The sequence below is a fragment of the Winogradskyella sp. A2 genome (genome assembly GCF_046762865.1).
GTDB lineage: Bacteria > Bacteroidota > Bacteroidia > Flavobacteriales > Flavobacteriaceae > Winogradskyella.
Genome location: NZ_JBKQXM010000002.1, coordinates 319,259 through 344,308 on the forward strand (window position 1 = coordinate 319,259; position 25,050 = coordinate 344,308).

Below are 25,050 nucleotides of genomic sequence, written 5' to 3' on the forward strand. Positions count from 1 at the left end.
ATGGGTTTCATTCGTAACATACTAAATTCCCGTTCTCTAGGAGACGGGAATTTTTTTTTGAAACTCAAAGACATCTTAGGATTTAAACCAAAATCAAAATCACTTTATATTAAAGCGTTTACCCATCGTTCTATGAATATTAAGGACAAAAAGGGTAATGCAATAAATTATGAACGCCTTGAATTTGTAGGTGACGCAATGCTTAGCTCCGTAATTGCCGCTTATTTATATGAGCAAGTACCTCATGGTGATGAAGGTTATCTTACAAAAATGCGTTCAAAGGTTGTGAGTCGAGAACATTTAAATGAGCTTGGCAAAGATTTAGATTTAATTGATTTAGTACAAAGTAGAATACCAAAATCTAACTTTGGGAATAATATTCATGGGAATCTTTTTGAAGCACTAGTTGGTGCTATTTATCTAGATAAAGGCTATAGGACCTGTGAGAGGTTTATTTACAAAAGGGTAATTTATCCATATGTTGATATTGAAACCTTAGAAGGCAAAGTAATCAGTTATAAAAGTTTACTTATTGAATGGTGTCAAAAAGAAAAGAACACTTTTGACTATGAGGTCTATGAAGATACTGGTAAAGATGAGTTAAAACACTTTTCTGTTAAGTTAAGTATTAACAATAAAGTAGTTTCTAAAGCACGAGCAACGTCTAAGAAAAAGGCTGAAGAAAAAGCTTCAAAGCGTGCGTTTTTTGCGTTTCAAAAGCAAATGACAAAGTTGATTTAGTTTCATAATTTTAACTTTACACTATTAACCAACACTACAACGTTTTCGTAATTTTTAAGGGATAAGATTAATTAAAAGTTAATCTATGTAACCTATTATTGTTCTATATTTACACTTAAAAGTTATAATTATATGGCTTTGCACAAACTTTTAGTAGATGATTTCTATGATGACACCTATAAGCTGATTGCAATTCATTGTGGTATTGAAGATTATCGACTAGCATATTTACTCAACAGAAATTTAGATTTAAAATTAAAGCGAAAGGAAGAAGATGTAGATTTAAAATATCTTGAATCTTCTTATAGTATTTTTGAGTGGAAAAATGACACTGAATATGTCACATGGAATTTAATTTCTAATGTTTGTAAAAAAGAAGAAACCAGTTTATATAGCACAGGTACGTTATTTGAAGACAGCAGTAAAGTATTAAAAACATTTCACTTAATAACAGAATTTAAAACTGTAGATTATTTTATAAAGATATCTGAGGAGATGCAGCATATTAACGAAAAGGTAATTTTAAACAAATTGCAAAGAGTGCCTCAGATAATAACTAGTTATACCGTAGATCCAATAAAATTGAGATCAAAAAACCATTTAATTTTTTAAATTGATGCCAAACAATAAGACCAAAATAGTAGCCACACTAGGACCAGCAACAAGCAGTAAGCAAGTACTGAAACAAATGCTCGATGAAGGCGCAAATGTTTTTAGAATTAACTTTTCTCATGCTGATTACGATGGAGTAAAGGAACGCATAAAGATAATTAGAGAACTCAACGAAGAATTTGGTTATAACGCTGCCATTTTAGCAGACTTACAAGGGCCAAAATTACGAGTGGGCGTAATGAAGGGTGAAGTTATAGTGAACGAAGGAGATGAAATTATTTTTGCAACAGGAGAACGATTTGAAGGTACTAAGGAAAGAGTATACATGACCTATGATAACTTTCCACAAGACGCTAAACCTGGTGAAAGAATATTGCTCGATGATGGGAAACTTATCTTCGAAGTTGTTTCGACAGACAAGAAAAGTGAAGTTAAAGCAAGGGTTATACAAGGTGGTCCATTGAAATCCAAAAAAGGAGTTAATCTACCAAACACAAACATTTCTCAACCAGCTTTAACAGAAAAAGATATTGAGGATGCCATTTTTGCCATTGGATTAAAGGTAGATTGGATTGCGCTATCATTTGTTAGACATGCGGAAGATTTAATGCAATTAGAAGAGTTAATCAAAGAGCATGGAGATTATAAAATTCCTATTATAGCCAAGATTGAAAAACCAGAAGCTGTTGAAAATATAGATAAGATTGTTGCTTATTGTGATGGGTTAATGGTTGCACGTGGCGATTTAGGTGTTGAAATTCCTGCAGAAGAAGTTCCATTAATTCAAAAGAAATTAGTGTTACGAGCAAAACGCGCTAGAGTACCAGTAATTATTGCAACCCAGATGATGGAAACAATGATTACTAGTTTAACACCTACAAGAGCAGAGGTAAACGATGTTGCCAATTCAGTTATGGATGGTGCTGATGCGGTAATGCTATCTGGTGAAACTTCAGTAGGTCAATACCCCGTGCAAGTAATTCGTCAAATGTCTAATATTATTAGAAGTGTAGAAGATTCTCATTTAATTGAAGTGCCGCAGTCTCCACCGCATATTAGAACCAAAAGATATATTACAAAAGCAATATGCTACCATGCCGCAAATATGGCAAATGAAATCAACGCCAAAGCAATTTCAACCTTAACCAATAGTGGTTATACAGCTTTTCAAATTTCTGCTTGGAGACCTGATGCACACATATTAGTGTTTACATCAAATAAGCGAATTTTAACACAACTTAATTTGCTTTGGGGTGTAAAAGCATTCTACTATGATAGATTTGTAAGTACGGATGAAACCATAGAAGACGTAAATGCAATTGCTTGTAAAAAAGGCTATTTAGAGGTTGGTGATATGCTTATTAGTTTAGCTGCAATGCCTATACAAGATAAGGGTATGGTAAACACATTACGCGTTACTGAAATAGAGAGTTGTAGCTTTTAGGTTAAAATTCAAACTTTAACTGTACGCTAATAGATTGCTTGTTGTCACTTTTATTTTTTAAAGTTGACTTATTTTCAGTATTTAAATTGGATAGTGAAATACCAAGTAATCTGACTGAGTTATTTAATTTATCTTGATATAGAAGCTCCTTAGCATTTTCTAAAATAATGGCTTTGTCGTTAATAAAAAACGGCAAGGTTTTACTTCTGGTTTGAAGAGTAAAGTCACTATATTTTATTTTTAAAGTAATTGTTTTACCAGAGACTTTACTTTTATCTAAACGATTTGAAACTTCAGTGGCTATTTGATCTAACTTTTCTAACATAAAAATTTCCGAGGATAGATTTTCGCTAAAAGTACGCTCTGCTGCCAAGGATTTTCTTATTCTATTTGGTTTCACCTCACTGTTATGGATGCCTCTCACAATGTAATAATACTGTTTGCCTGATTTCCCGAAGTTCTCTTCTAAATATTCAAGGCTCTTTGTTTTTAAATCCTTTCCTGTAAAGATTCCTTTTTGATACATTTTTTCTGCTGTGACTTTTCCCACGCCATAGAACTTCCTAATATCTAGGTCTTCTAAAAACTGAAATACGTCTTCAGGATTAACTGTTTTTTGACCATTTGGTTTGTTATAATCGCTCGCAATCTTAGCTACAAACTTGTTTATAGAGATACCTGCTGAGGCTGTTAAGCCAACTTCATTAAAAATACGTTGTCTTATCTTCTGCGCAATTAATGTAGCACTCGGGAGCCCAATTTTGTTTTCTGTTACATCTAAGTAAGCTTCGTCTAATGATAATGGTTCCACTAGATCTGTATAATCTAGAAATATCTTTCTGATCTGGCTAGAGATTTCTTTATAGCGATCAAATCTATGTTTTACAAAAACTAAATCAGGGCACAATTTTTCAGCTAGTCTTCCAGACATAGCACTTTTTACTCCAAATTTCCTTGCTTCATAACTTGCAGCACTAATCACTCCTCTTGCACCGCCACCTCCAACAGCGATAGGTTTACCTTTAAGACTTGGATCATCCATCTGTTCAACAGACGCATAAAATGCATCCATATCTACGTGAATTATTTTTCTTATTGGTAAATCATTATGCATAGTGTAAATTTACGCAATACCATGATAGAAATTGAACGTAAATACTTAGTAAACTCTTCCAAGTTTAAGGAAGAGGCATTTAACCACTATACTATTAAACAAGGGTTTTTAAACTCAGATCCTGAAAGAACAGTTAGAGTTAGATTGATCAATGAGAAAGGGTTATTAACGGTAAAAGGATTGTCTTCTGATAACGGATTGACGCGTTTTGAATGGGAAAAGGAACTAGGAAGAGAAGAAGCAGAATCGCTTTTGCTATTATGTGAAGTGGGCATTATTGATAAAATTAGATATGAGGTTAAGTTAAGTCAACATATCATAGAAGTAGATCAATTTTTTGGTGATAATGAAGGATTAATTATTGCAGAAATTGAATTGAATTCAGTTGATGACAAATTTGAAAAACCAATTTGGCTAGGAAAAGAAGTGACAGGAGATATTAAATACTACAACTCACAACTAAGCAAAAACCCTTATAAAGACTGGAAATTATGAGAGCTATAATTTAAGCTCAAATAAAAAAAGCTCTGAAAATTATTTCAGAGCTTTTTTTTAGCACATTTATTTTTGCTTATTATCCTTGTGGACCTCCACTAACAATAATAAACTCTGATCTTCTATTTTCTTGATGTTGCTCTTCTGTACAGCTTCCACCACATTCAACTTTAAGCTCAGATTCACCTTTACCTTCAGCAGAAATTCTTGATTCGTCAATCCCTTGAGATATAACATACTGTACAGTAGATTTTGCTCTACGTTCTGACAATCTGTTATTATAAGAAGCTGGGCCTCTAGTATCTGTATGAGAAGTTGCATTAACTACTATTTCTGGATACTTATTCATTATTTGAACTAGTTTATCTAATTCAAAAGCTGCTTGTGCAGTGATATTAGACTTGTCAAAATCAAAATATATTGGTTGTAGTTCGATTTTATCTTCAACAATTAACTTTTCAATTGGCGGAAGGAATACGCGAACTTCTAACTCCTCTTCATTTGTACCAATAACCGGTACTTTTCTGCTATCGTAATCAGCCATTGAAACTTCCAATTCGAAATTTTGCTCACATTCTACTATGAATTCAGCAAGGCCATCTCCATTAGTAGACTTAGTTGATACTTTGTTTCCTTCTGAATCTAATAAAGTTACTGATGCACCGTTTATCGGCTCTCGTGTTTTGTCATCTAAAACAGTTGCCATAACAAGAACATCACAAAGTGGCTGTAATTTCTTAAAGGCGTATACATCATCACTACCTTTACCACCATCTCTATTAGATGAAACAAATCCTTCTTCTGCCTCTTCATCAATGGTAAATGCAAAATCATCTCCATTACTATTTATAGGGATACCAACATTTCTAATAGGTGCTACTTTACCGTCAATTTCTTTAGTAAAGAAAACATCCATTCCACCAAGGCCTAAATGACCATTAGATGAAAAGTAAAGTGTACCATTGCTACTTATATACGGGAACATTTCTTGGCCTTCCGTATTTACTTTTTGCCCAAGATTTTGAGGTTCACCGATTGAACCATCATCATTAATAGATGCCTTGTAAATATCAAAGTTACCATAACCACCTGGCATGTTTGATGCAAAATATATAGTCTTACCATCTGAACTAACTGATGGGTTTTTTACAGAGTAATTTTTGCTATTCACTGACAAACTTTCAACCATGTCCCAATCAGAACCAAGTTTTGTTGCTTTAAATAAATATAATTGACTATATCTCACTTTTGAAATGGAGTCCTTTTCAAAATCTTTTTCAAAATAGCTCTCTCTCGAAAAGTATATTGTTTCTCCATTTGGTGAAAAAGACACTAGACCTTCATGATATCTAGTATTAATCTTATCGTTCATTAGTGTCGCCCCTTGGTATGAACCATCTGAATTTTTCGATAAAGAATAGATATCTAGAAATGGTTCTTGATTCCAACCATAAGTTTTGCGGTTATCATTTCTACTTGAAGCTATATACAATTTCCCATTGTTCATAGTGCCTCCAAAATCTGATTGCTCAGAATTGAAATCTGCATTTTGAACATTAAACTTTTTACCCTGTTCTAATATTTTAGGCAAATAGTTTGGATTTTTTCTAAATGCAGTAGCTCTATCATCAGAAGGACGCATGGAAGCAAATTTTTCCATTTGTGTATTAGACTCGTCATACTTTCCGTTAGCTTTTAGCATTTCAGAATACTTGTAAATCATTTCAGGATCACTAGCAGACTCCAAAGCTTTAGCATACCATTTCTCTGCATCTACTGTGTTAAAAACGTTATAGTAACATTCTGCCAATTGACCATACACATAAGCATCGCCATTACCTTTTTCGATAAGTTTATTGTAGCTTTCGGCAGCTTTTACAAATTCATATCTAGCAAATTGTTTATCCGCTTTCTTTGTATCATTGTTTTGAGCAGTTAAGCATAAGCTACTCATCAACGTAATAAATAATAGTGTTTTTAAGTTTTTCATTTTTGTTTAGCTTAACTGATTAGAAATATCTTGGTGAACGTGAAACTTTCTTTGGGAAATTAAGATCGAACAATAGCATTACCTCATGAGATGCCGGCGCATAAGCCTTTATCTCTGAAGAAATAGCATCATACGCATAGCCTAATCTAATTGATGGTGTAACTGCGAAATTAACCAAACCAGAGAACGAGTCGTCTAAACGGTAAGAGGCACCAATTTCGAACTTCTTAAAGAATCTTGCATTTAAGTTTAGATCAAAAGATGTTGGCGCATCAAAAGCAGACTTAAGCATAAAAGAAGGTTTTAACTCCGTATTTGGAGATAAATTAAATACATACCCACCAGTTAAAAAGTAGTGTTGTGTTTCTGACCCAATTTTATTTCCATTAGCATCTAAATGAACCGATGACAAGAAATTAGGGACTGATAATGACAAATAATAATTATCAGTATAATAGAAGAAACCAGCACCAAAATTTGGTGTTGTTTCATTTATACCAATTCCAAAAAACGGATCATTTTGATCTATTACCGAGACGTTAGAACTTGTTAAATTAATATCGTGGAACGTGGCACCTGCTTTAACTCCGAAAGCGAGTCTATGTGCGCCTCCTAATTTAAGTGTATAAGAAACATCTACATAAGTGTTAGTTTCTTTTACCGGTCCAATTTGATCTGCAATTACAGATAGACCAAGTCCTAAATTATTTCCAATAGGTGAGTGGCCAAAGAAAGTACCTGTCTCAGGGCCTCCATCTATTGCCGTCCATTGATTTCTATATAATAACCCAAACGACAAGTTTTCTCTAGAACCTGCGTAAGCCGGATTAATAATATTCATATTATACATGTACTGAGTGTACTGAGGGTCTTGTTGCCCGTAGGACTGTAATGCTAAGAGCAAAACCGCTATAATAGTGAGTTTTTTCATTATAATAAGTTGATTCAGTTAGTTGATTATCTATTAATATAAATCCATCCAGATTTAGACTTTGTTCCTCCCTCATATACCATGGTATAGAAATATGTTCCTACAGGAAGTTCTTCACCATCATCAGTTTGTCCTGCCCATTCATTAGAATAGTTATTCTTTGAATAAACTAAAGTTCCATTTCTATTGAATATTTCAAGTTTTGTAACATTAAAATATCTCAAATCTAGATTGTCATTAAATCCAGCAGATACTCCAGGAGATATACCTTGAGGGATAGCACAATTTTCAATTTCAGTAACAGTAATATTTGAAATTGTATTAGAACATCCTGTAGCATTAAAAGTAATTCTAGCAGAATAATCCCCTCCTTCAAATGCTTCGTAAGAAATACCATTTGCTCCTGAAACATCATTTCCATCTAATACCCATTGCACTGTAACATCTGAAGTACTGAACCCTTGAGGAATTATTGTAAGGACTACTCCAGATTCTGCAGCAGGACACAATAAAAACTCATTGGTATCTGTATCATAATAAAATAGGTTTGTATCAATAGAGCCTAATGGCACTACATTGACAACTAAATTGAATGATGTAGTTACAAAACATCCTGTTAGAGAATTTTCAGCTCTTACATAGACAGTAGCATCGCCACTTGAATATGGACTAGGAATTGCTGCCGTACCAGTATCAGCTTCAGCCTGAGACGTATGATACGTAATTGTCACATCTGTATCGGTTGAGATTTCAGCATCAATAGATGTTAAGTCAAAATCTGTAATTCCATCAACATTGCCATCTATATCATCACAGACTACAAAGTCAACAGGTTGATTAATTACTGGTATTGCAAGAACCACCAACTCTACTTCCGAAAGTTGTCTACAACCTAAGAAACCATTATTAAATGCGTCTGTATCCTCAACTCTTATTACAAGTGTTTCACCTGAAGAAGTATAAGGAGAGTTAACAGCATTCATTGCCTGGTTGGCATCAGCTGTATTTGTATAATAAGTTACAGTGAAATCAGGTCCATAGCCTAGAGATGTAGTTAATGCATCAAGATCGAATGCTTCACTTCCATCGCTTTCTGGGCCATCACAAACCTCTATGACTTGAGGATCCAAAGTACCAGGATCATTATACATATTTATTACAACAAATTGTGAGAAGGCATCAGCGCCACATTGTTCGTCAAATGCTTGTACTTGATATAAATCAGTTTCAGTAACCACTAAGGTGTCTGTTGTTTCTCCTGGTACTACGAAACCATTTTTATACCAAACATAGGTATCGGCAAATGGTGAATCTGCAATAATTGTTACTGTATCAAAACCACATACTGAAGCCTCAACAGGAGTACTTGGATCAGAATCTGTATCTACAAATACAACTTCATTACTTGTAATCTCAGCAGATATTTCTGCATCAATTGTTCCGTCTCCAGTATTTCCTACATTAGTTTGTTCAATTGAAATTACTCCAGCCCCATTCGAGAAGTTTGTCACTAATAGAACATATATTTCACCTTCAACTGCATTATCAATAGTTAAGTTTTCTATAGGCGCCGCTGAGTAACTACAATCAATAATATTACCGAAAGGATAAAAACCAGTATCTGGGTTATTCGAGAATGGGCAAGTAGGACAATCCACGAGTTCTATATCCATGCACCCTTCTTCAAGTGAATTAAATGGTCCCCAAATAGCAAAGTCAACATCCAATCCTGGTTCACCACCATCTTGAATACCATTGTTATTATTATCCTGCCATTGAACAATTTCGATTTCTATTAATCCAGATTCTCCAATCTGAATAATATTCCATGATGGGTTTGGTACAGATCCTAAACATGCTACGTCGGTTGGATCAGGAAGTCCTACAATATTAGAACCTACTAACGTACCACCTACAGAACAGAAGTTTTCTGCATTTTCACAAATCACATTTGTTGGCGCTTCTCTAATACATAAATCGAATGTGGATGTCTCTAATACACTACCTGCACTAAATACTCTTATATAGTATGTATTTCCAACAACTAAAGATGGTGTAATACTGGATGTTTGATCTGAACAATAAAGTTCAGTTAAACTACCGCACGTTCCTTCATAAACGGCATGATCTAGATTAGTTGTACCTCCTTGAATATTGTTTAAAGAAATGAATTCTACTTCATCTAATGCTGTAAACTCAAACCAAACATCATCGTTAGGATCTCCTGTACAAGTTCCAGGATCCACGCCAGAAGGCGTAGCAGCTAGGATTGTTCCAGGTGTTACTTGCTCACATAGATCAATATCATTAACAACCGCAACAGTTGCAGCATCACATTCGTCATTATCTGGAGGACATGCCAATACCGTGAAGTTGTCACTACTGATTATACAGTTATTGTCTTGCTCATTCATTACAAAAACCTTAACTGTACTACCAAACGGGAACGGACCTGCTTGATAAACTCCAATTGCAGTTGCTTGTGACGTTGTTGCATCAAGATTATTCGAGATTTCTAATGAGGTTGCATCTCCTAGGCTAGTAACATTGACATCTATAAAAAATTGATCGTTATCACAATCAGGCACCGTTGTAAAATCAGCTTCTGGCAATGTACATGTCAGCTCTAATATGTTTACAGTAAAATCTAGAGTAACACCCCAACTTCCATTATAACATGGATTAGGTGTTGCCTGACCCGCATCTGCTGTTCCAATACGCATTCTATGTTGTCCTAATGGAGCCGTTGCCGGCATTACAAATGATGCATCTAATGTTGTTGGATTAGCGTTTGTTGATTCACCTTGGAATACCAATTCTGAAGCATCAAAAACTAAATCATCATTAAAATCAATCCAAATATTAGTGTCGTATGTAAATCCAGTGGCAAATGTAATCTCAATTGTGGTATCAATTCCTTGGAAAACATTTACAACAGGTGAAGTTTGATTTTCATAAGTAACATCACCTAAACTAGGGAAGTCTACAATACCTATAGTAACGTTAGTAACCCCTTGACCATCATTACTTGTTGGAATAGACTCACAATAGCCGGTATAGAATTGGCTTGGTCCAGACCAAGAACTTAAATTAGACGGGTCACATTCTGCCTGTACATACCAATCATATAATGTATCAGAAAGTAATCCTGTTATTATATAAGGATTTGTCACACCTGTAACAACTGTACCTGTACCTTGAGCAAAACCAGCTGGGCCATATTCAATATTCCAAACCGTTGAGGTACCAGCTTCAGTCCAAGCTATTTCAGTAGAGGTTAATGTAAGGTTAGTAGATGTTAAATCAGTTGGTTCTGGACAAGTTGGAATATTTCTAACTTGGAAATTATCTACAAATACATCAATATCTTCTGGATCATTTACAGTACCTTCAGAACCAAGAATACCAAATTGTACAATTTGTCCAGCATATGGTGTTAAGTCAACTACTGGATGTATACCTGGAATAGGCACTACAGATGAATTGTCATATAGTAATAATTCTATCCAAGTTGCACCACCATCGTTTGTCATCAATAATTGAACAGTATCATCAGAGCCTAGAGTTCCGGCAACTGTACTGCTATTCCAATTTGTGATTGCAAAATCAAATTCAACTTGGAATGGTCCACCTGTTAAATCAAACTGAGGAGAAATAATCCAATCACTTTTACCTGCTGCAAATAAATTAATTTTATAAGCACCATCATCAGTTCCAATATTTAAGAACTCATCTGCAACCCAAGAGCCTCCTCCTAAATCAGTTGGGCCAGTTGTGGCGTCACCATTACTAGCTTCATCCCAACAATCGGGAATTATGGTTGTAAAGTTTTCTAAATAGTCAGGTACAAAAATATCACACAGTGTTGTAAACGTTGATGGGCCGGTCCATGAACTTAAATCACCTCCGCAATCCGACTGAACATAGACGTCATATGCTGTTATAGCGTTCAGACCTGTTGCAAAATATGGGTTTGTAACGTTCGTTGCAGTTGGAGTTCCTGTCGGAGCATCTCCAGCAGGTACAATTTCAATATTCCAAATGGTAGAAGTACCTGCTTCTGTCCAAGCAATTTCTGCACCATCTGGTGTAGGATTAGAAACTGTTAAATCAGTTGGTTCAGGACAAGAAGGAATATTTCTTACTTGAAAATTATCTACAAAAACATCTACATCCTCAGGGTCATTTACAGTTCCTTCAGAGGCATATATTGCAAACTGAACTGTTTGACCACTATTAGCGGTTAAATCCACTACTGGGTGAATACCAGGAATAGGTACAACAGAGGTACTATCATAAGTTATTAAAGGTGTCCATGTAGCACCATTGTCTGTAGTCATTAAAAATTGTACAGAATCATCAGATCCTAAAGTTCCTGCAACAGTACTACTGTTCCAATTTGTTATCGCAAAATCAAATTCTACCTGGAAAGGTCCACCAGTTAAATCAAATTGTGGTGAAATGATCCAATCACTTTTACCCGTTGAAAAAAGGTTTATTTTATATGCTCCATCAGCAGTACCAATATTTAAAAATTCATCAGCAAGCCAAGCACCATCACCTAAATCAGTTGGTCCCGTTGTTGGGTCACCATTACTAGCTTCATCCCAACAATTTGGAATAATTGTTGTAAAATCCTCTAAATAATCTGGTACAAAAACATCACACAAGGTTTCAAAAGTTAATGGGCCAGCAAAAGCACTTAGCTCAGTGCCACAATCTGCTTGAACATATACATCATAACTTGTAATAGCAGTTAACCCCATTGCTGTATAAGGATTAGAAACTCCAGTTGCTGTTGGCGTACCTGTTGGAGCATCTCCAGACATTACAATTTCTATGTTCCATAAGGTTGCCGAACCATTTTCCGTCCAGGAAATTTGAGCTTCACTAGATGTAATACCAGAAGCAGCTAAATCACTTGGAGTAGCACAAGCTTGAGAAATACCTCCAATTATAACATTAGGAATAGTATCATCAATGTTACTAGCAGTTGGTGGAGCAGTTGGGTCTGGATTTGTAAAATCACTGAAATAAGATATAGTTCGATTAGTACTTACTTGAGAATTATAAAAATCATCTCCAAAGGAATCATAACCTGCACTATTTTCCTCAACAGCAATAATTAAATTATCTGTCCCAGTATAGCTAAAAGGAGTATCTAAGGTCAGTGTTACCCATCCTTCAACACCCGGTGTGACAGTTATCCCACCAGCATAAACTTGAGTAAGAGAGGTTGATGGCTCCCAGTCATCAGTAGTCGCAAATTCAGTACGTGTCGATTCTGCCATGTAAATGATTAAATCTTGACTATTTGCTAAGTCTGATGTGCCACTGTAATACCACTGAACGTCTGTGATATCTCCAGAAGCATTGATTTCTGAAGCTAAGTATACCGTTTGTGCATAAGAGTATCCATAATAAGCTTCAAAAGGCGCATTTTCACCTTGTAAATTACCAGAACCAATTGCCACCTGGGCGTTGATCTGAAATAGCGTTAAAAAAAGCGAAAATAGTAGTAAAGTACTTTTTTTCATTATTAATTGGTTTGTTAGAAATTATTTAACCCTTTATAATTAACTGATTATAAAGGAGTTGTTTTATTACAAAATGAAAGGGGGCTGTAGGGAACAAAAATTCCGGTGATTAACCGAAATTTTTATGTTCACCCGAATATATAAAAATTGGTTATTAACACTATGTTAACAATGTTATAATAGATTAAATACACTTATATTCGATAAAAGGAGTGCGTTATTTTAAGATGATTTCAAGGTAATAAAAACTGGAAAGTGATCACTGTAACCACCTTTGTATTTTTTGCCAACATATGTTCTAAAAGGCTGACCTTGATATTTACCATGATATTGTGTTAAAGACTTTACGTCAAACACATCTGCTTCTTCGAATGACAATGAGGAATTCTCACTGTCAAAAAAATTGATTGAGAATAGAATTTGATCAAAAAGATTCCATTGAAAATTATAATTTAAGCTACCAACATCTCTAGACCATACGGTTTTAAATGGGTTGAAAAGACGACTTTCCTTTTCAAGAAGTTCTATACTATCATTATCTGGATTGTCATTAAAATCGCCCATAACGATTATCTTCATATTTGGGCTGTCTTCTTTCAAGGTATTTATGATTGAGTTCACCTTTTCTGCAGCAGCTATTCGTTTGTGCTCGGTTTCCTTTTCCCCTTCTCGTCTAGATGACCAATGATTTACAATAATTGATACATTTTCTCCATTTAATTTACCTTGTACTAATAATATATCTCTAGTATAATCCCGTAAACCTTCGTCTGTTTCTAAGTAGACCGAAAAAGTATCTGAGTCCTCGACCTTAAAAACATTATCTTTATATAAAAGTGCAACATCAATGCCACGTTCGTCAGAGGAATTATAATGAACGTATTTATAACCTTCATCTCTTAAGTTTTCGCTATTTATCAAATCTGATATTACTAGTTTATTCTCTACCTCGGCCAATCCAACAATAATAGGCGCTTCATGAGAATCGTCATTACCAATTTTTGAAATTACAGACCCAATTTTTCTCAGTTTGTTATAATAGCGTTTCTTGGTCCATCGCTTTTTAGAGGTTGGTAAAAAATCATCGTCATCACTATTAGGATCATTTAATGTGTCAAATAGATTTTCAATATTATAAAAAGCAACAGTATAAGAGTTTTGAGTATTAGTCATGGCAATAAATATATGACTTTAAAACATTATTTGTGATATTGCATTTGCTTAACTTTGTACTTTATATTATTTATGATTGAAAAGAAGGATATTGCATTAGAGAAGGTTGTTTTAGTAGGAATAATTACGCAAGACCAAGACCAAGACATATCTAAAGAGTATTTAGATGAACTTGAATTCTTAACTTATACTGCTGGTGGAGACGTTGTAAAGCGTTATACCCAAAAAATGAATATGCCAAATCCTAAAACTTTTATTGGTTCTGGTAAAATGGATGAAGTAATGCACTATGTAAAAGAAAATGAGGTTGGAACCGTAATTTTTGATGATGAATTATCACCTGCACAAGAACGCAATATTAGCAAGATTTTAAATTGTAAAATATTAGATAGAACAAACCTTATTCTAGACATTTTTGCTCAACGTGCACAAACTAGCTACGCAAGAACACAGGTAGAATTGGCCCAATGTGAATATTTGCTTCCACGACTAAAAGGAATGTGGACTCACCTAGAAAGACAAAAAGGTGGTATTGGTATGCGTGGTCCAGGTGAAACAGAGATTGAAACTGATAGACGAATAGTACGCGATAAGATTGCCCTTTTAAAATCAAAAATTAAGACCATTGATAAGCAAATGGCAGTGCAACGAGGCAATCGAGGCAAGATGGTAAGAGTTGCTTTAGTGGGTTACACAAATGTTGGAAAATCAACATTAATGAATGTAATTAGTAAAAGTGAGGTATTCGCAGAAAACAAATTGTTTGCCACTCTAGATACTACGGTTAGAAAAGTAGTAATAGGGAACTTACCTTTTTTAGTTAGTGATACAGTAGGTTTTATAAGAAAGTTACCTACACAATTGGTGGAATCTTTTAAATCTACATTAGATGAAGTGAGAGAAGCTGATCTATTATTGCACGTTGTTGATATTTCACACTCTAATTTTGAGGAGCATATAGAATCAGTGAATCAGATATTAGACGAAATTGAAAGTAAGGATAAGCCAACTATAATGGTGTTTAACAAGATTGATGCTTATAAAGCTGAACCATTTGATGAGGATGAAAACGAATTAGAGCGGACAAAAGCAAATTACACCATTGAAGACTGGAAAAATACATGGATGGCTAAACTAGGAGACAACGCTTTATTTATTTCTGCACTTAATAAGGAAAACTTAGATGAGTTTAGGAAAAGAGTTTATAAGGAAGTAAGAGAAATACATATAACAAGGTTTCCTTACAATCATTTTTTGTATCCCGATGTTGAGGATATTGCATAAAAAAGAGAGCTAGTTTAGCTCTCTTTTTTTAAAAATAAATTAGAGTCTCTATTAGAAGTTATAACTTAAACCAATTGTATAATACGATTGAAGATCGTTATCTGCGTCTTCTAAAGCTACACCTTGAAAGTTAGCAGCTTCTTGCTGATTGCTTCTTAATGCAAAATCAAAACCAACACCAATCATTTTCCATAATGTATAGCTAAATGAGTTAGTCCATGTCCAGTTTGATAAATCGCTAGACTTATAGCTTTGGAATGTTGAGAAGTTAGTTTTAAAATTAATAGCACCAATAGATCTTGTGTAATCAGCAACAATTTTAGCACCTGCAGAAGATTCAAAAACATTATCATTGTCAGCAAATACAAAATTGTAGTTTAATGGGTGGATTACTACAATCATATTCTCAATTGGAGTCCATGTTGCACCAACACCAAGGTCTAAATAACCAGGATCGTTGAAGTTGTCTAATAATGTAGTTCTATATTCCATTAAACCAGAAACAGCCCATTTTTCACTTAATTTTCTACCATATAAAGATGAAAGGTTAAATACATCAGTAGTAGCATTAAAATCATCACTATCAGTATCAATATCTTTGTCATCTAATTTTACCCAATTAAGGTTAGTTGTAAGTGCATTTCTCCAAAAATACTTGTCTTCAATTTTATTGGCGAAAGCATTTACCGTAAACCCAATGTTGCCCGAAGAGTTATTAGGAGTGCCTTGGGCATACCAATTGTTAAAGTCAGAAAGGCTACCACCAATTGTACCAAATGCACCAACACGCCATCCTGGCAATGCATCTATTTGTGCTTGTAGGGCATCTGCTTCTCCTTGGAATTTGTCTGCCTCTGCTTGCTTCTCAGCTTTTTGAGCTTGTAATTCTTCTTTTGTTTGTGAAAAACCAAAAGAAATGGCCAACATCATTACGGCCGATAAGATTAATTTTTTGTTCATAATTATTAAGTGTTAAGTAAATTATCCATGTTTAATTGTGCAAATATAATTGTTTATTGATTTTTTCAAATTTTAAAAACAACTGATATGATGTGTATTAGACCTAAAAAAATACCTAAGGTCACAATTTTTTCGAATTATTTTCTTTTGTAAAGAGGTACTGAAGAACATGCTTCACCAAACATAATGGATTTGGCGACAGGTTGTAATTTTTCGGTAAGCATAACTAATGCATTTGAAGGAACCGGTTTATGAGAACAACCTTTAATAATTACTGGCATATCTTGATATATTGAAGTATCTAGATTTGATATGATTGAAGTATATAAAATAGACTCCAAATTGTCTAATGTACCAATGACAATTTTCTTAGCATGATTTTTTAATTGAACAGTAATAAGCATATATGCCCAATCTGGTACAATGGCATCGGTAGAGCAATGCAATGCAATATAACAATCTTGGTATTGAGACCAATCATGTTGAGAAACAGAATCTCTAAAGTCTTTTTCTCTTAAAACTAAACCCTCAAGCAACCAATCTTTTATATCAAATAAGATACGCTTACCTTCAGGATAATAATCCTCAAGATCAATAACCTTAAGTTTGCTGTTTGCAACCCTATTTATAATTTCTTCTGCCATTTAAAGCATACCAAGTTCAAGTTTGGCTTCTTCACTCATTAAATCTTGAGACCAAGGTGGGTCAAAAGTAATTTCAACTTCAGCATCCTTCACCTCGTTAATAGACTTAATTTTTTCTTCTACCTCTAAAGGTAGTGTCTCTGCCACAGGACAGTTGGGTGTAGTTAGTGTCATGAGTATTTTAACGTCGAAATCCTCATTAACAAAAACATCATAAATGAGTCCAAGCTCATATATATCAACAGGAATTTCAGGATCGTAAATTGTTTTTAAAACTCTAACGATTTTATCGCCTAATACATTGGTGTCTATAGTTGTTTCGCTCATTTTAATTTAATTGTGTTTGGTACGCTATAGCGTACATTTTAAGTTGCTTTATCATGCTAACTAATCCATTTGCTCTAGTAGGTGATAAATGTTCTTTCAGTCCAATTTTATCAATAAAATCTGTATTGGCTTCAATTATATCTTTTGGGTGTTGCCCTGAAAATACACGAATTAAAATTGCTATTATCCCTTTTGTAATAATTGCATCACTATCTGCTGTGAAGTTTATCCTATCATCTTTCATATCTGCGTGTACCCAAACCTTACTTTGACAACCTTTAATTATATGATCATCGGTTTTATACTTTTCGTCAATTAAAGGCAATGTTTTACCTAAGTCTATCATATATTGATAACGTTCTTCCCAATCTTCAAACATTGAGAATTCATCAATAATATCATTCTGTACGTCTTCAATAGTCATAGTCTATTTCTTTCAGGCAAAATTACAAAAACACTATTGTTTAGTTACAATTTCTTTAATTGATAACACTTTATTAACTAATGCTTTAATTTCTTCTGGCGGATGACCATGATCAAAGCTCTGTGTTGTTTTTTCCATACCATTTTTAATTATGGTTAAGGTGGCAATAGGCGCACCGTCAAACAATCGTTTATCTGTTGGTGCTTCTAATTTTTCTAAATTTTCAAGGTTCAATTGATTCACTAATTCTTCAAGCTGATTTTGATCTTCGTTTGAACAACTATAATCATTAAATTCTTTTAATTCTCTATCTGAAGAAAGGCTAATTTTTGAATCTGAGATTTTGATAAAATCAAACGAACCTCTAGATAAAGCTTTATAGATTATTACTAAATCAGAGTTAGAAATAGCTTTTTTTATACTTTTTTCTGTCACAACTTTTTCCGCCTTTATAACAACAATGTCATCTGCATGAAATAAAAGCTGGTTGTCTATTAGCTCTAAACGATTAGACTTTTTTATTGTTGAGAAGAAATTGCGTTCCATTAATCCTATGTCCTTTCCACAAAACATTTTGGAAGATGCGATATCACTAAAACTTATTTTACTGTCTTCAAGAGTGTAGGTTCCAAAAAAGCTATTACAGCCTCCAAAACCAGTAATTTTGTTAGAATTAGCTTCAAAAGTGATCTTTAAAGTTTGATCTTTCATTATTTCATCACCCATTTCTTTTATTACATAACCGCCAGCAAGTGAGTCTTGATCTAAACTTTTAGCATCCATTGTATTTTTTTTTGAGTTGCACGAATTGGTAATGACCAAAAAACCAAATATGGAAAGTAGTATTTTCATTTTTATAGAATTGAAGTTAAAGATATTGTTTTTTTATCTTCGAAATCTATGCCAAAAAAAAAGGCACCCGAAAAAGGTGCCTTTTAACAATTTATTTAAAAGATATTAATTACCAGTAAACTCGTCTCTTGGTCCACCAGTGGCAAGTACTGAACGCATCCTTACTTTTTGACCTTCAGTGAATAAACCCATACAATCATCATCTGTGTAATCCATATAATTCTCTACCATATCGATAGAACGGCAGTGAGAAACTGTGCCTGGGCAACCATAATTTGGTCGATCTGATTTTGGTGTATCTGAAACGAAATCATCTCTGTTACATCTACCATCACCCCAAATATGTCTTAAATTTAACCAGTGACCAACTTCATGGGTTGTTGTTCTTCCACCATCAAAAGGAGCTGTTGCAGTTCCTGTCGTTCCAAAATATTGAGGTGAAACTACAACACCATCAGTAGAAGCACTGCCACCAGGGAATTGTGCATATCCTAATATTCCTCCGCCAATATTAGCGACCCAAATTGTTAAGTGCCCAGGTTGAGCAGGATAAACAGATTTAACAGCATTATTTGTTCCCCATTGCGATGTAGGATTTGCTCTTCTATCAATTGTTGCTAGAGTAAATGTAATATCAACATCCGCACCTCTATCTGGGTATGAATTTACATCATTAAAATTTGTGTCATTAAAATCTGCATTTAAAACAGAAATCTGAGAATTCACCTGAGAATCACTGATATTTTGAGAGCTATTAGCATAAACAACATAAACATATACAGGAATATTAATTGATCCTAAACCATCGTCTACTGGTGGGTCTCCACCACCATCATCTCCACCACCATTATTGCCACCACCATTTCCGTTTCCATTACCTGGTCTTAAATTATTGGCAAATCTTCTTGATCTTTCTTCAATGTTGTACATAGCTTGATACAAACCTGGGTTTTCATTTAACTGTCGGTTTAATACAGCCATTGTTGTACAGTTTTTACCATTAGCTACTTTTTCTGCTGTACCTGCCTCAAAAGCATCGGTATACAAATAAAAGTCTGACATGTCAACTTTTGATTGTTGCTCTTGTGTTTGATTTTGTTCATCTGAACAACCGACAAACAGTGCCGTAATAACAGCTAGTCCTAAAAGAGATTTTTTCATAAAAAATAGAGTTTTTTAAATTATTACGCCCAATATATGATAATTCAATATTAATTTAACAAAAATTAAGACTTTTATTGATAATACTCGATAAAGTGTAAAACTAAAAAAACACCACAAATTGTGGTGCTTTAGTTAACTTGTTAGTTTTTAATAGGTTATGAAAGCATCATAATTGACTTTTTTAATGCAGCCACAAAAACGTCAATCTCTTCTTTTGTATTGTAGAACATGAATGATGCTCTGACTGTTCCAGGGATTTTATAGAAATCCATTATGGGCTGTGCACAATGATGACCCGTGCGCAGTGCAATTCCCATTTTATCAAGGAGTGTTCCTAAATCGTAAGGATGGATATTATTGACATTAAATGAAATTACAGAGGTTTTATTTGTTGATGTACCATAAATTTTTAAACCTTCTATTTGCAATAATTCAATTGTAGCATATTCTAGTAACCCGTTCTCGTATTTGGCTATATTTTCAAAGCCAATTTTGTTCATATAATCTACAGCAGCACCGAATGCAATACCTCCACAAACGTTAGGTGTACCAGCCTCAAACTTATGAGGCAAATCTGCATAAGTAGTTTTTTCAAAAGATACTTCAGCTATCATTTCTCCACCACCTTGATAAGGTGGTAATTTTTTAAGCCATTCTTCTTTACCGTACAACATACCAATACCAGTAGGACCACAAATTTTATGCGCAGAACACACATAGAAATCAACATCTAGTTGCTGAACATCAGGTTTCAAATGCGGACATGCCTGTGCACCATCTATTAATACGGCTGCACCAACAGAGTGTGCTTTATTAATTATCTGTTCAATTGGGTTTATGGTGCCCAAAGCATTAGAAATGTGATTAACAAACACCAACTTTGTGTTTTCATTTAGAAGCGCATCGTATTCTGAAAGAACTAATTCGCCTTCTAAGTTCATTGGAATAACCTTAAGTGTAGCTCCTGTTTTTTCACAAAGCATTTGCCAAGGGACGATATTGCTATGATGCTCTAAAGCAGAAACAATAATTTCATCACCCTTTACCAATAGAGAGGCAAACCCATTAGCGACTAAATTTATACCATGAGTTGTGCCTGAGGTAAAGATTATCTCATAAGGATGTTGGGCATTAAAATGGTTTTGAATTTTTATACGAGCTTGCTCATATGCATCAGTTGCCTCTTGGCTTAAACTATGAACTCCTCTGTGAATATTTGCATTGTAGTTAGAGTAATAATCTACAATAACATCAATAACTTGCTGAGGTGTCTGTGATGTTGCTGCATTATCTAAATAAACAAGTGGCTTACCGTTAACTTGTCTCTTAAGAATTGGAAAATCTTCTCTTATGCGCTCAACATTAAATACCATTTCTTTATCTATCACACTTATTTAAAGATCAAACCCAATATTAACGCCTAATTTATTGGCGATAATTCTTGTAATGCGATTTTTAAGTTCTGGGATTTTCACAGAGTCTAATACATTATTACTAAAGGCAAACATTAACAATGCTTTTGCTTCCTTTTCTGGGATTCCTCTAGATCTGAGATAAAACATTGCGCTATCATCTAATTGTCCAATAGTACAACCATGTGAACATTTTACATCATCTGCAAAAATCTCTAACTGAGGTTTTGTGTTAATGCTGGCTTTATCACTAATGAGAACATTATTATTCGCTTGAAATGCATTGGTTTTTTGAGCTTCCTTTTCAACAACAACTTTTCCATTAAAAACACCTGTAGAACTATCATCGAAAATACCTTTATAGTCTTGATGACTTTCACAGTTTGGTTCAATATGATGCACCAACGTGTTATGGTCTACGTGTTGTTTGTTTCCAATTATGGTTATACCCTTCATGGTAGAATCAATACGCTCACCATTTTGATAATAGTTTAAATTATTACGTGTCAGTTTTCCACCAAATGAAAAGGTATGAACCTTTGCAATACTCTCTTGTTTTTGGTTTATAAACGTATTATCTATTAATGATGCAGAAGGTCTATCATTTTGAATTTTGTAGTAATCTACAATAGCTCGTTTATTCGTAAAAATCTCTGTAACACTATTGGTTAAAACGGGATTATCAGTTAAACTTTGATGACGTTCAACAATTTGAACATAAGAATTTTCGTCTACTACAACTAGATTACGTGGCTGAAGCATTAATGCCGATTCATTACCTGTTGAAAAGTGTATGATCTGAATTGGTTTTTCTACTAATTTATTCTTTGGTATATGAATATAAGCACCTTCAGCAGAAAAGGCAGTATTCAATGAAGACAGCCCATCTTTAGAAGCAATTTTATTAAAGTAATTTTCAATTACTAAACGGTATTTTGGTTTAGTAAGAGCCGCAGACATTAAACATACGTCTATTCCATCGTGTGTTGTCTTTGATAAATGAGAAGAATACTTACCATCAATAAAAATGATTTTATAAGAATCAATTTCATGAATAAAATACTTCTTTACATCTTTAAACTCAAGTGCTTTTTCGTGCTTTGGAAAAACACTATAATCGTGTTTTAAAACTGAATTTAAAGAGGTGTATTTCCAAGCTTCTTGTCGCTTGTTTGGGAAACCCTCTGTTTCGAAAGTCTTTATAGCTTCTGTTCTAATATCGTGGACAGGAGAATCTATGTCTACCATATTTTCAAATGCCATGAAAGAGGATACTAACTTTTCTTTTAATTCCATTAGCTTAATATTAAGCGTTTACTTCTTCTTTTACCCAGTCGTAACCTTTAGCCTCTAATTCGTGAGCTAATTCTTTTGTACCGGTTTTTACAATTCTACCATTGTGTAAAACATGGACAAAATCTGGCACTATATAATCCAATAATCTTTGATAATGGGTGATAACAATAACTGCATTATCCTTAGATTTAAGTTTGTTTACACCATTAGCGACAATTCTAAGTGCGTCAATGTCTAAACCAGAATCCGTTTCATCTAAAATGGCCAATTTTGGTTCTAACATTGCCATCTGAAAGATTTCATTACGTTTTTTCTCACCGCCAGAAAACCCTTCATTTAATGATCGAGATAAGAATTTGCGATCAATTTCAAAAAGTTCAGATTTTTCTCTGATAAGCTTTAGCATCTCATTTGCTGGCATATCTTCTAAACCTTTTGCTTTGCGAGTCTCATTGATAGCTGTTTTAATGAAATTTGTAACACTTACTCCAGGGATTTCTACTGGATACTGAAACGACATAAAGACTCCTTTATGAGCACGTTCCTCAGGGCCAAGCTCATCAATATTTTCTCCATCAAGAATAATTTCGCCTTCGTCAACTTCATACTCTTCTTTACCAGCTACAACCGAAGCTAAAGTACTTTTCCCTGAACCATTTGGTCCCATAATTGCATGTACTTCACCTGGCTTAACATGAAGATCTATACCCTTAAGGATTGCTTTATCTTCTACGCTTGCATGTAAATTCTTTATTTTTAACATTGTCTTTAATTTGCTAGTTTTATAACGTCGTCTTTATTTGGGTTTGGTGCTTCCACCATTAAAATTTCTTTTATTTCAAGATTATATTTCCAAAGGCTCGCCTCATTAGAATTCTCAATTCTTTTAACTCTTACCGTAACTGGCACAGAGGTATATTGATCCTCTTTAAAAGGTTTTACCTTTTCATTTAAGGACTTCATATTATCGTCTACGATTACGCCATAAATGTCATTTGCGGTTTGGAGCACCGCTGCATTTTTATTTTCGTCATACACAAAATCACCTTTCATAGTAATAAAGCCATCATTCGCATCATAAGATTTTGCTCTATTTTCCTCTAAGCTCACATTTTGCTTGGTGTCATTTTTACAACTTGAAAAACTGATTACTGCAATAAGAATGAATACAATTTTTTTCATAATTATCATTATTTATCCAACAGATCCTTCTAAACTAATTTCTAATAATTTTTGAGCCTCAACAGCAAATTCCATTGGTAATTTATTCAGTACTTCCTTGCTGAAACCATTAACAATAAGGGCAATTGCTTTCTCTGTTTCAATGCCTCTTTGGTTACAATAGAAAATCTGGTCTTCACCAATTTTACTTGTGGTTGCTTCATGCTCGATTTGAGCAGATTTATTTTTTGCTTCTATATAAGGAAATGTATGTGCGCCACACTCATTTCCCATTAATAAACTATCGCACTGAGAAAAATTACGGGCATTATTTGCTCTTGGGCTAATTTGAACCAATCCACGATAAGAATTCTGAGATTTACCTGCAGAAATACCCTTTGAAATAATGGTAGATTTAGTGTTATTTCCTAAATGTATCATTTTTGTTCCTGTATCAGCTTGCTGATAATTATTTGTTACTGCTATTGAATAGAATTCTCCAACCGAGTTGTCTCCTTTTAAAATACAAGAAGGATATTTCCAAGTCACAGCACTACCTGTTTCAACTTGGGTCCAAGAAATCTTGGCATTTTTCTCGCACAAGCCACGCTTAGTCACAAAATTGAAGACTCCACCTTTACCTTCGGTATTTCCTGGATACCAGTTTTGTACTGTAGAATATTTTATTTCTGCATCATCTAGCGCTATCAACTCTACAACAGCAGCATGGAGTTGATTTTCGTCTCTACTCGGTGCAGTGCAACCTTCTAAATAACTCACATAACTCCCTTCATCTGCAATTACTAAAGTTCTTTCAAATTGACCTGTACCAGCTTGGTTTATTCTAAAGTAAGTAGATAATTCCATTGGGCATCTCACACCTTTTGGAATATAGCAGAAAGAACCATCGCTAAAAACTGCACTGTTAAGTGCAGCATAGAAATTATCTTTCTGAGGCACAACTGTACCAATATATTTTCTAACCAATTCTGGGTACTCCTGTATGGCTTCTGAAATACTCATAAAGATTATACCTTTTTCTGCCAAGGTCTTTTTGAATGTTGTTGCTACAGACACAGAATCTACAACAACATCCATTGCAACACCTGCCAACTTCTTTTGCTCATCAAGAGAAATTCCTAATTTCTCAAAAGTGGCTAAAAGTTCAGGGTCAACTTCGTCTATGCTATCGTACTTAGGTTTACTGTTTGGAGCAGAATAGTATGAAATAGCCTGGAAATCTGGCTTTTCATAATGAACATTCGCCCAATCTGGCTCAGTCATTTCTTTCCATGATTTGAAGGCTTCAAGCCTCCATTCTGTCATCCATTCTGGTTCTTCCTTCTTCTTGGAAATTGCTCTAACAATATCTTCATTTAGGCCATTTGGGAAGGTTTCAGATTCAATATCTGTATAAAAACCATATTCATATTCTTTGGTTTTTAATTCCTCTCTTAAATCGTCCTCAGTATATTTACTCATGAGTATT

21 protein-coding genes are annotated in these 25,050 nt (G+C 34.2%); 5 read left to right on the forward strand and 16 right to left on the reverse strand.

Annotation, left to right across the window (positions count from 1 at the left end):
- The 3 genes from rnc to pyk all read left to right on the forward strand — a co-directional run bounded on the left by rnc (position 1) and on the right by pyk (position 2,797).
- A complete protein-coding gene (rnc, locus tag ACFWV9_RS04620; protein WP_411894065.1) occupies positions 1-741 on the forward strand; it encodes a ribonuclease III in 741 nt (246 codons plus the stop codon).
- 132 nt (positions 742-873) lie between these two features.
- Positions 874-1,353, forward strand: coding sequence for an IPExxxVDY family protein (locus ACFWV9_RS04625; protein WP_411894066.1), 480 nt, complete (start codon positions 874-876; stop codon positions 1,351-1,353).
- Between the two features lie 4 nt (positions 1,354-1,357).
- Entirely contained in the window at positions 1,358-2,797 is a 1,440-nt protein-coding gene (gene pyk, locus ACFWV9_RS04630; RefSeq protein WP_411894067.1) for a pyruvate kinase, read from the forward strand.
- A 1-nt stretch (position 2,798) separates the two neighbouring features.
- On the opposite strand, the gene dinB is transcribed toward pyk, so the two are convergent.
- Complete coding sequence (gene dinB / locus ACFWV9_RS04635) at positions 2,799-3,911, reverse strand: DNA polymerase IV (protein WP_411894068.1); 1,113 nt, start codon at positions 3,909-3,911, stop codon at positions 2,799-2,801.
- Positions 3,912-3,932: 21 nt separating this feature from the next.
- Between dinB and ACFWV9_RS04640 the strand changes: the two genes are divergently transcribed.
- Entirely contained in the window at positions 3,933-4,406 is a 474-nt protein-coding gene (locus tag ACFWV9_RS04640; RefSeq protein WP_411894069.1) for a CYTH domain-containing protein, read from the forward strand.
- Between the two features lie 79 nt (positions 4,407-4,485).
- Here ACFWV9_RS04640 and ACFWV9_RS04645 read toward each other — a convergent pair whose 3' ends face one another.
- The 4 genes from ACFWV9_RS04645 to ACFWV9_RS04660 all read right to left on the reverse strand — a co-directional run bounded on the left by ACFWV9_RS04645 (position 4,486) and on the right by ACFWV9_RS04660 (position 14,037).
- A complete protein-coding gene (locus tag ACFWV9_RS04645) occupies positions 4,486-6,396 on the reverse strand; it encodes an OmpA family protein (RefSeq protein ID WP_411894070.1) in 1,911 nt (636 codons plus the stop codon).
- A gap of 19 nt (positions 6,397-6,415) precedes the next feature.
- A complete protein-coding gene (locus ACFWV9_RS04650; RefSeq protein ID WP_411894071.1) occupies positions 6,416-7,327 on the reverse strand; it encodes a type IX secretion system membrane protein PorP/SprF in 912 nt (303 codons plus the stop codon).
- 26 nt (positions 7,328-7,353) lie between these two features.
- The gene (locus tag ACFWV9_RS04655) at positions 7,354-12,864 is read right to left on the reverse strand and encodes a gliding motility-associated C-terminal domain-containing protein (RefSeq protein WP_411894072.1); all 5,511 of its coding nucleotides are present in this window, start codon (positions 12,862-12,864) and stop codon (positions 7,354-7,356) included.
- 222 nt (positions 12,865-13,086) lie between these two features.
- Positions 13,087-14,037, reverse strand: coding sequence for an endonuclease/exonuclease/phosphatase family protein (locus tag ACFWV9_RS04660; protein ID WP_411894073.1), 951 nt, complete (start codon positions 14,035-14,037; stop codon positions 13,087-13,089).
- Between the two features lie 72 nt (positions 14,038-14,109).
- On the opposite strand from ACFWV9_RS04660, the gene hflX reads away from it, so the two are divergent.
- Positions 14,110-15,321 (forward strand): GTPase HflX, encoded by a 1,212-nt coding sequence (hflX, locus tag ACFWV9_RS04665; protein WP_411894074.1) that lies wholly within the window; start codon positions 14,110-14,112, stop codon positions 15,319-15,321.
- A 51-nt stretch (positions 15,322-15,372) separates the two neighbouring features.
- Here hflX and ACFWV9_RS04670 read toward each other — a convergent pair whose 3' ends face one another.
- The 11 genes from ACFWV9_RS04670 to sufB form a co-directional block, all read right to left on the reverse strand.
- Positions 15,373-16,281 (reverse strand): DUF3078 domain-containing protein, encoded by a 909-nt coding sequence (locus ACFWV9_RS04670; RefSeq protein WP_411894075.1) that lies wholly within the window; start codon positions 16,279-16,281, stop codon positions 15,373-15,375.
- 137 nt (positions 16,282-16,418) lie between these two features.
- The gene (locus ACFWV9_RS04675; RefSeq protein WP_411894076.1) at positions 16,419-16,925 is read right to left on the reverse strand and encodes a DUF2480 family protein; all 507 of its coding nucleotides are present in this window, start codon (positions 16,923-16,925) and stop codon (positions 16,419-16,421) included.
- Positions 16,926-17,252, reverse strand: a complete 327-nt coding sequence (locus ACFWV9_RS04680; RefSeq protein WP_411894077.1) for a DUF59 domain-containing protein — start codon at positions 17,250-17,252, stop codon at positions 16,926-16,928.
- A 1-nt stretch (position 17,253) separates the two neighbouring features.
- A complete protein-coding gene (locus tag ACFWV9_RS04685) occupies positions 17,254-17,676 on the reverse strand; it encodes a SufE family protein (protein WP_411894078.1) in 423 nt (140 codons plus the stop codon).
- Positions 17,677-17,709: 33 nt separating this feature from the next.
- Positions 17,710-18,528 carry an META domain-containing protein gene (locus tag ACFWV9_RS04690; RefSeq protein ID WP_411894079.1) on the reverse strand — a complete coding sequence of 273 codons (819 nt, stop codon included), beginning with the start codon at positions 18,526-18,528 and terminating at the stop codon, positions 17,710-17,712.
- A 105-nt stretch (positions 18,529-18,633) separates the two neighbouring features.
- The gene (locus ACFWV9_RS04695; RefSeq protein WP_411894080.1) at positions 18,634-19,689 is read right to left on the reverse strand and encodes a zinc metalloprotease; all 1,056 of its coding nucleotides are present in this window, start codon (positions 19,687-19,689) and stop codon (positions 18,634-18,636) included.
- Positions 19,690-19,847: 158 nt separating this feature from the next.
- Positions 19,848-21,065, reverse strand: a complete 1,218-nt coding sequence (locus tag ACFWV9_RS04700; RefSeq protein WP_411894323.1) for an aminotransferase class V-fold PLP-dependent enzyme — start codon at positions 21,063-21,065, stop codon at positions 19,848-19,850.
- 21 nt (positions 21,066-21,086) lie between these two features.
- Positions 21,087-22,400, reverse strand: coding sequence for a Fe-S cluster assembly protein SufD (sufD, locus tag ACFWV9_RS04705; RefSeq protein ID WP_411894081.1), 1,314 nt, complete (start codon positions 22,398-22,400; stop codon positions 21,087-21,089).
- A 10-nt stretch (positions 22,401-22,410) separates the two neighbouring features.
- Positions 22,411-23,163: a Fe-S cluster assembly ATPase SufC gene (gene sufC, locus ACFWV9_RS04710; RefSeq protein WP_411894082.1), complete on the reverse strand. Its 753-nt coding sequence runs from the start codon at positions 23,161-23,163 to the stop codon at positions 22,411-22,413.
- Positions 23,164-23,168: 5 nt separating this feature from the next.
- Positions 23,169-23,582 (reverse strand): hypothetical protein, encoded by a 414-nt coding sequence (locus ACFWV9_RS04715; RefSeq protein WP_411894083.1) that lies wholly within the window; start codon positions 23,580-23,582, stop codon positions 23,169-23,171.
- Between the two features lie 12 nt (positions 23,583-23,594).
- Positions 23,595-25,043, reverse strand: coding sequence for a Fe-S cluster assembly protein SufB (sufB, locus tag ACFWV9_RS04720; protein ID WP_411894084.1), 1,449 nt, complete (start codon positions 25,041-25,043; stop codon positions 23,595-23,597).
- Positions 25,044-25,050 lie beyond the last annotated feature (7 nt).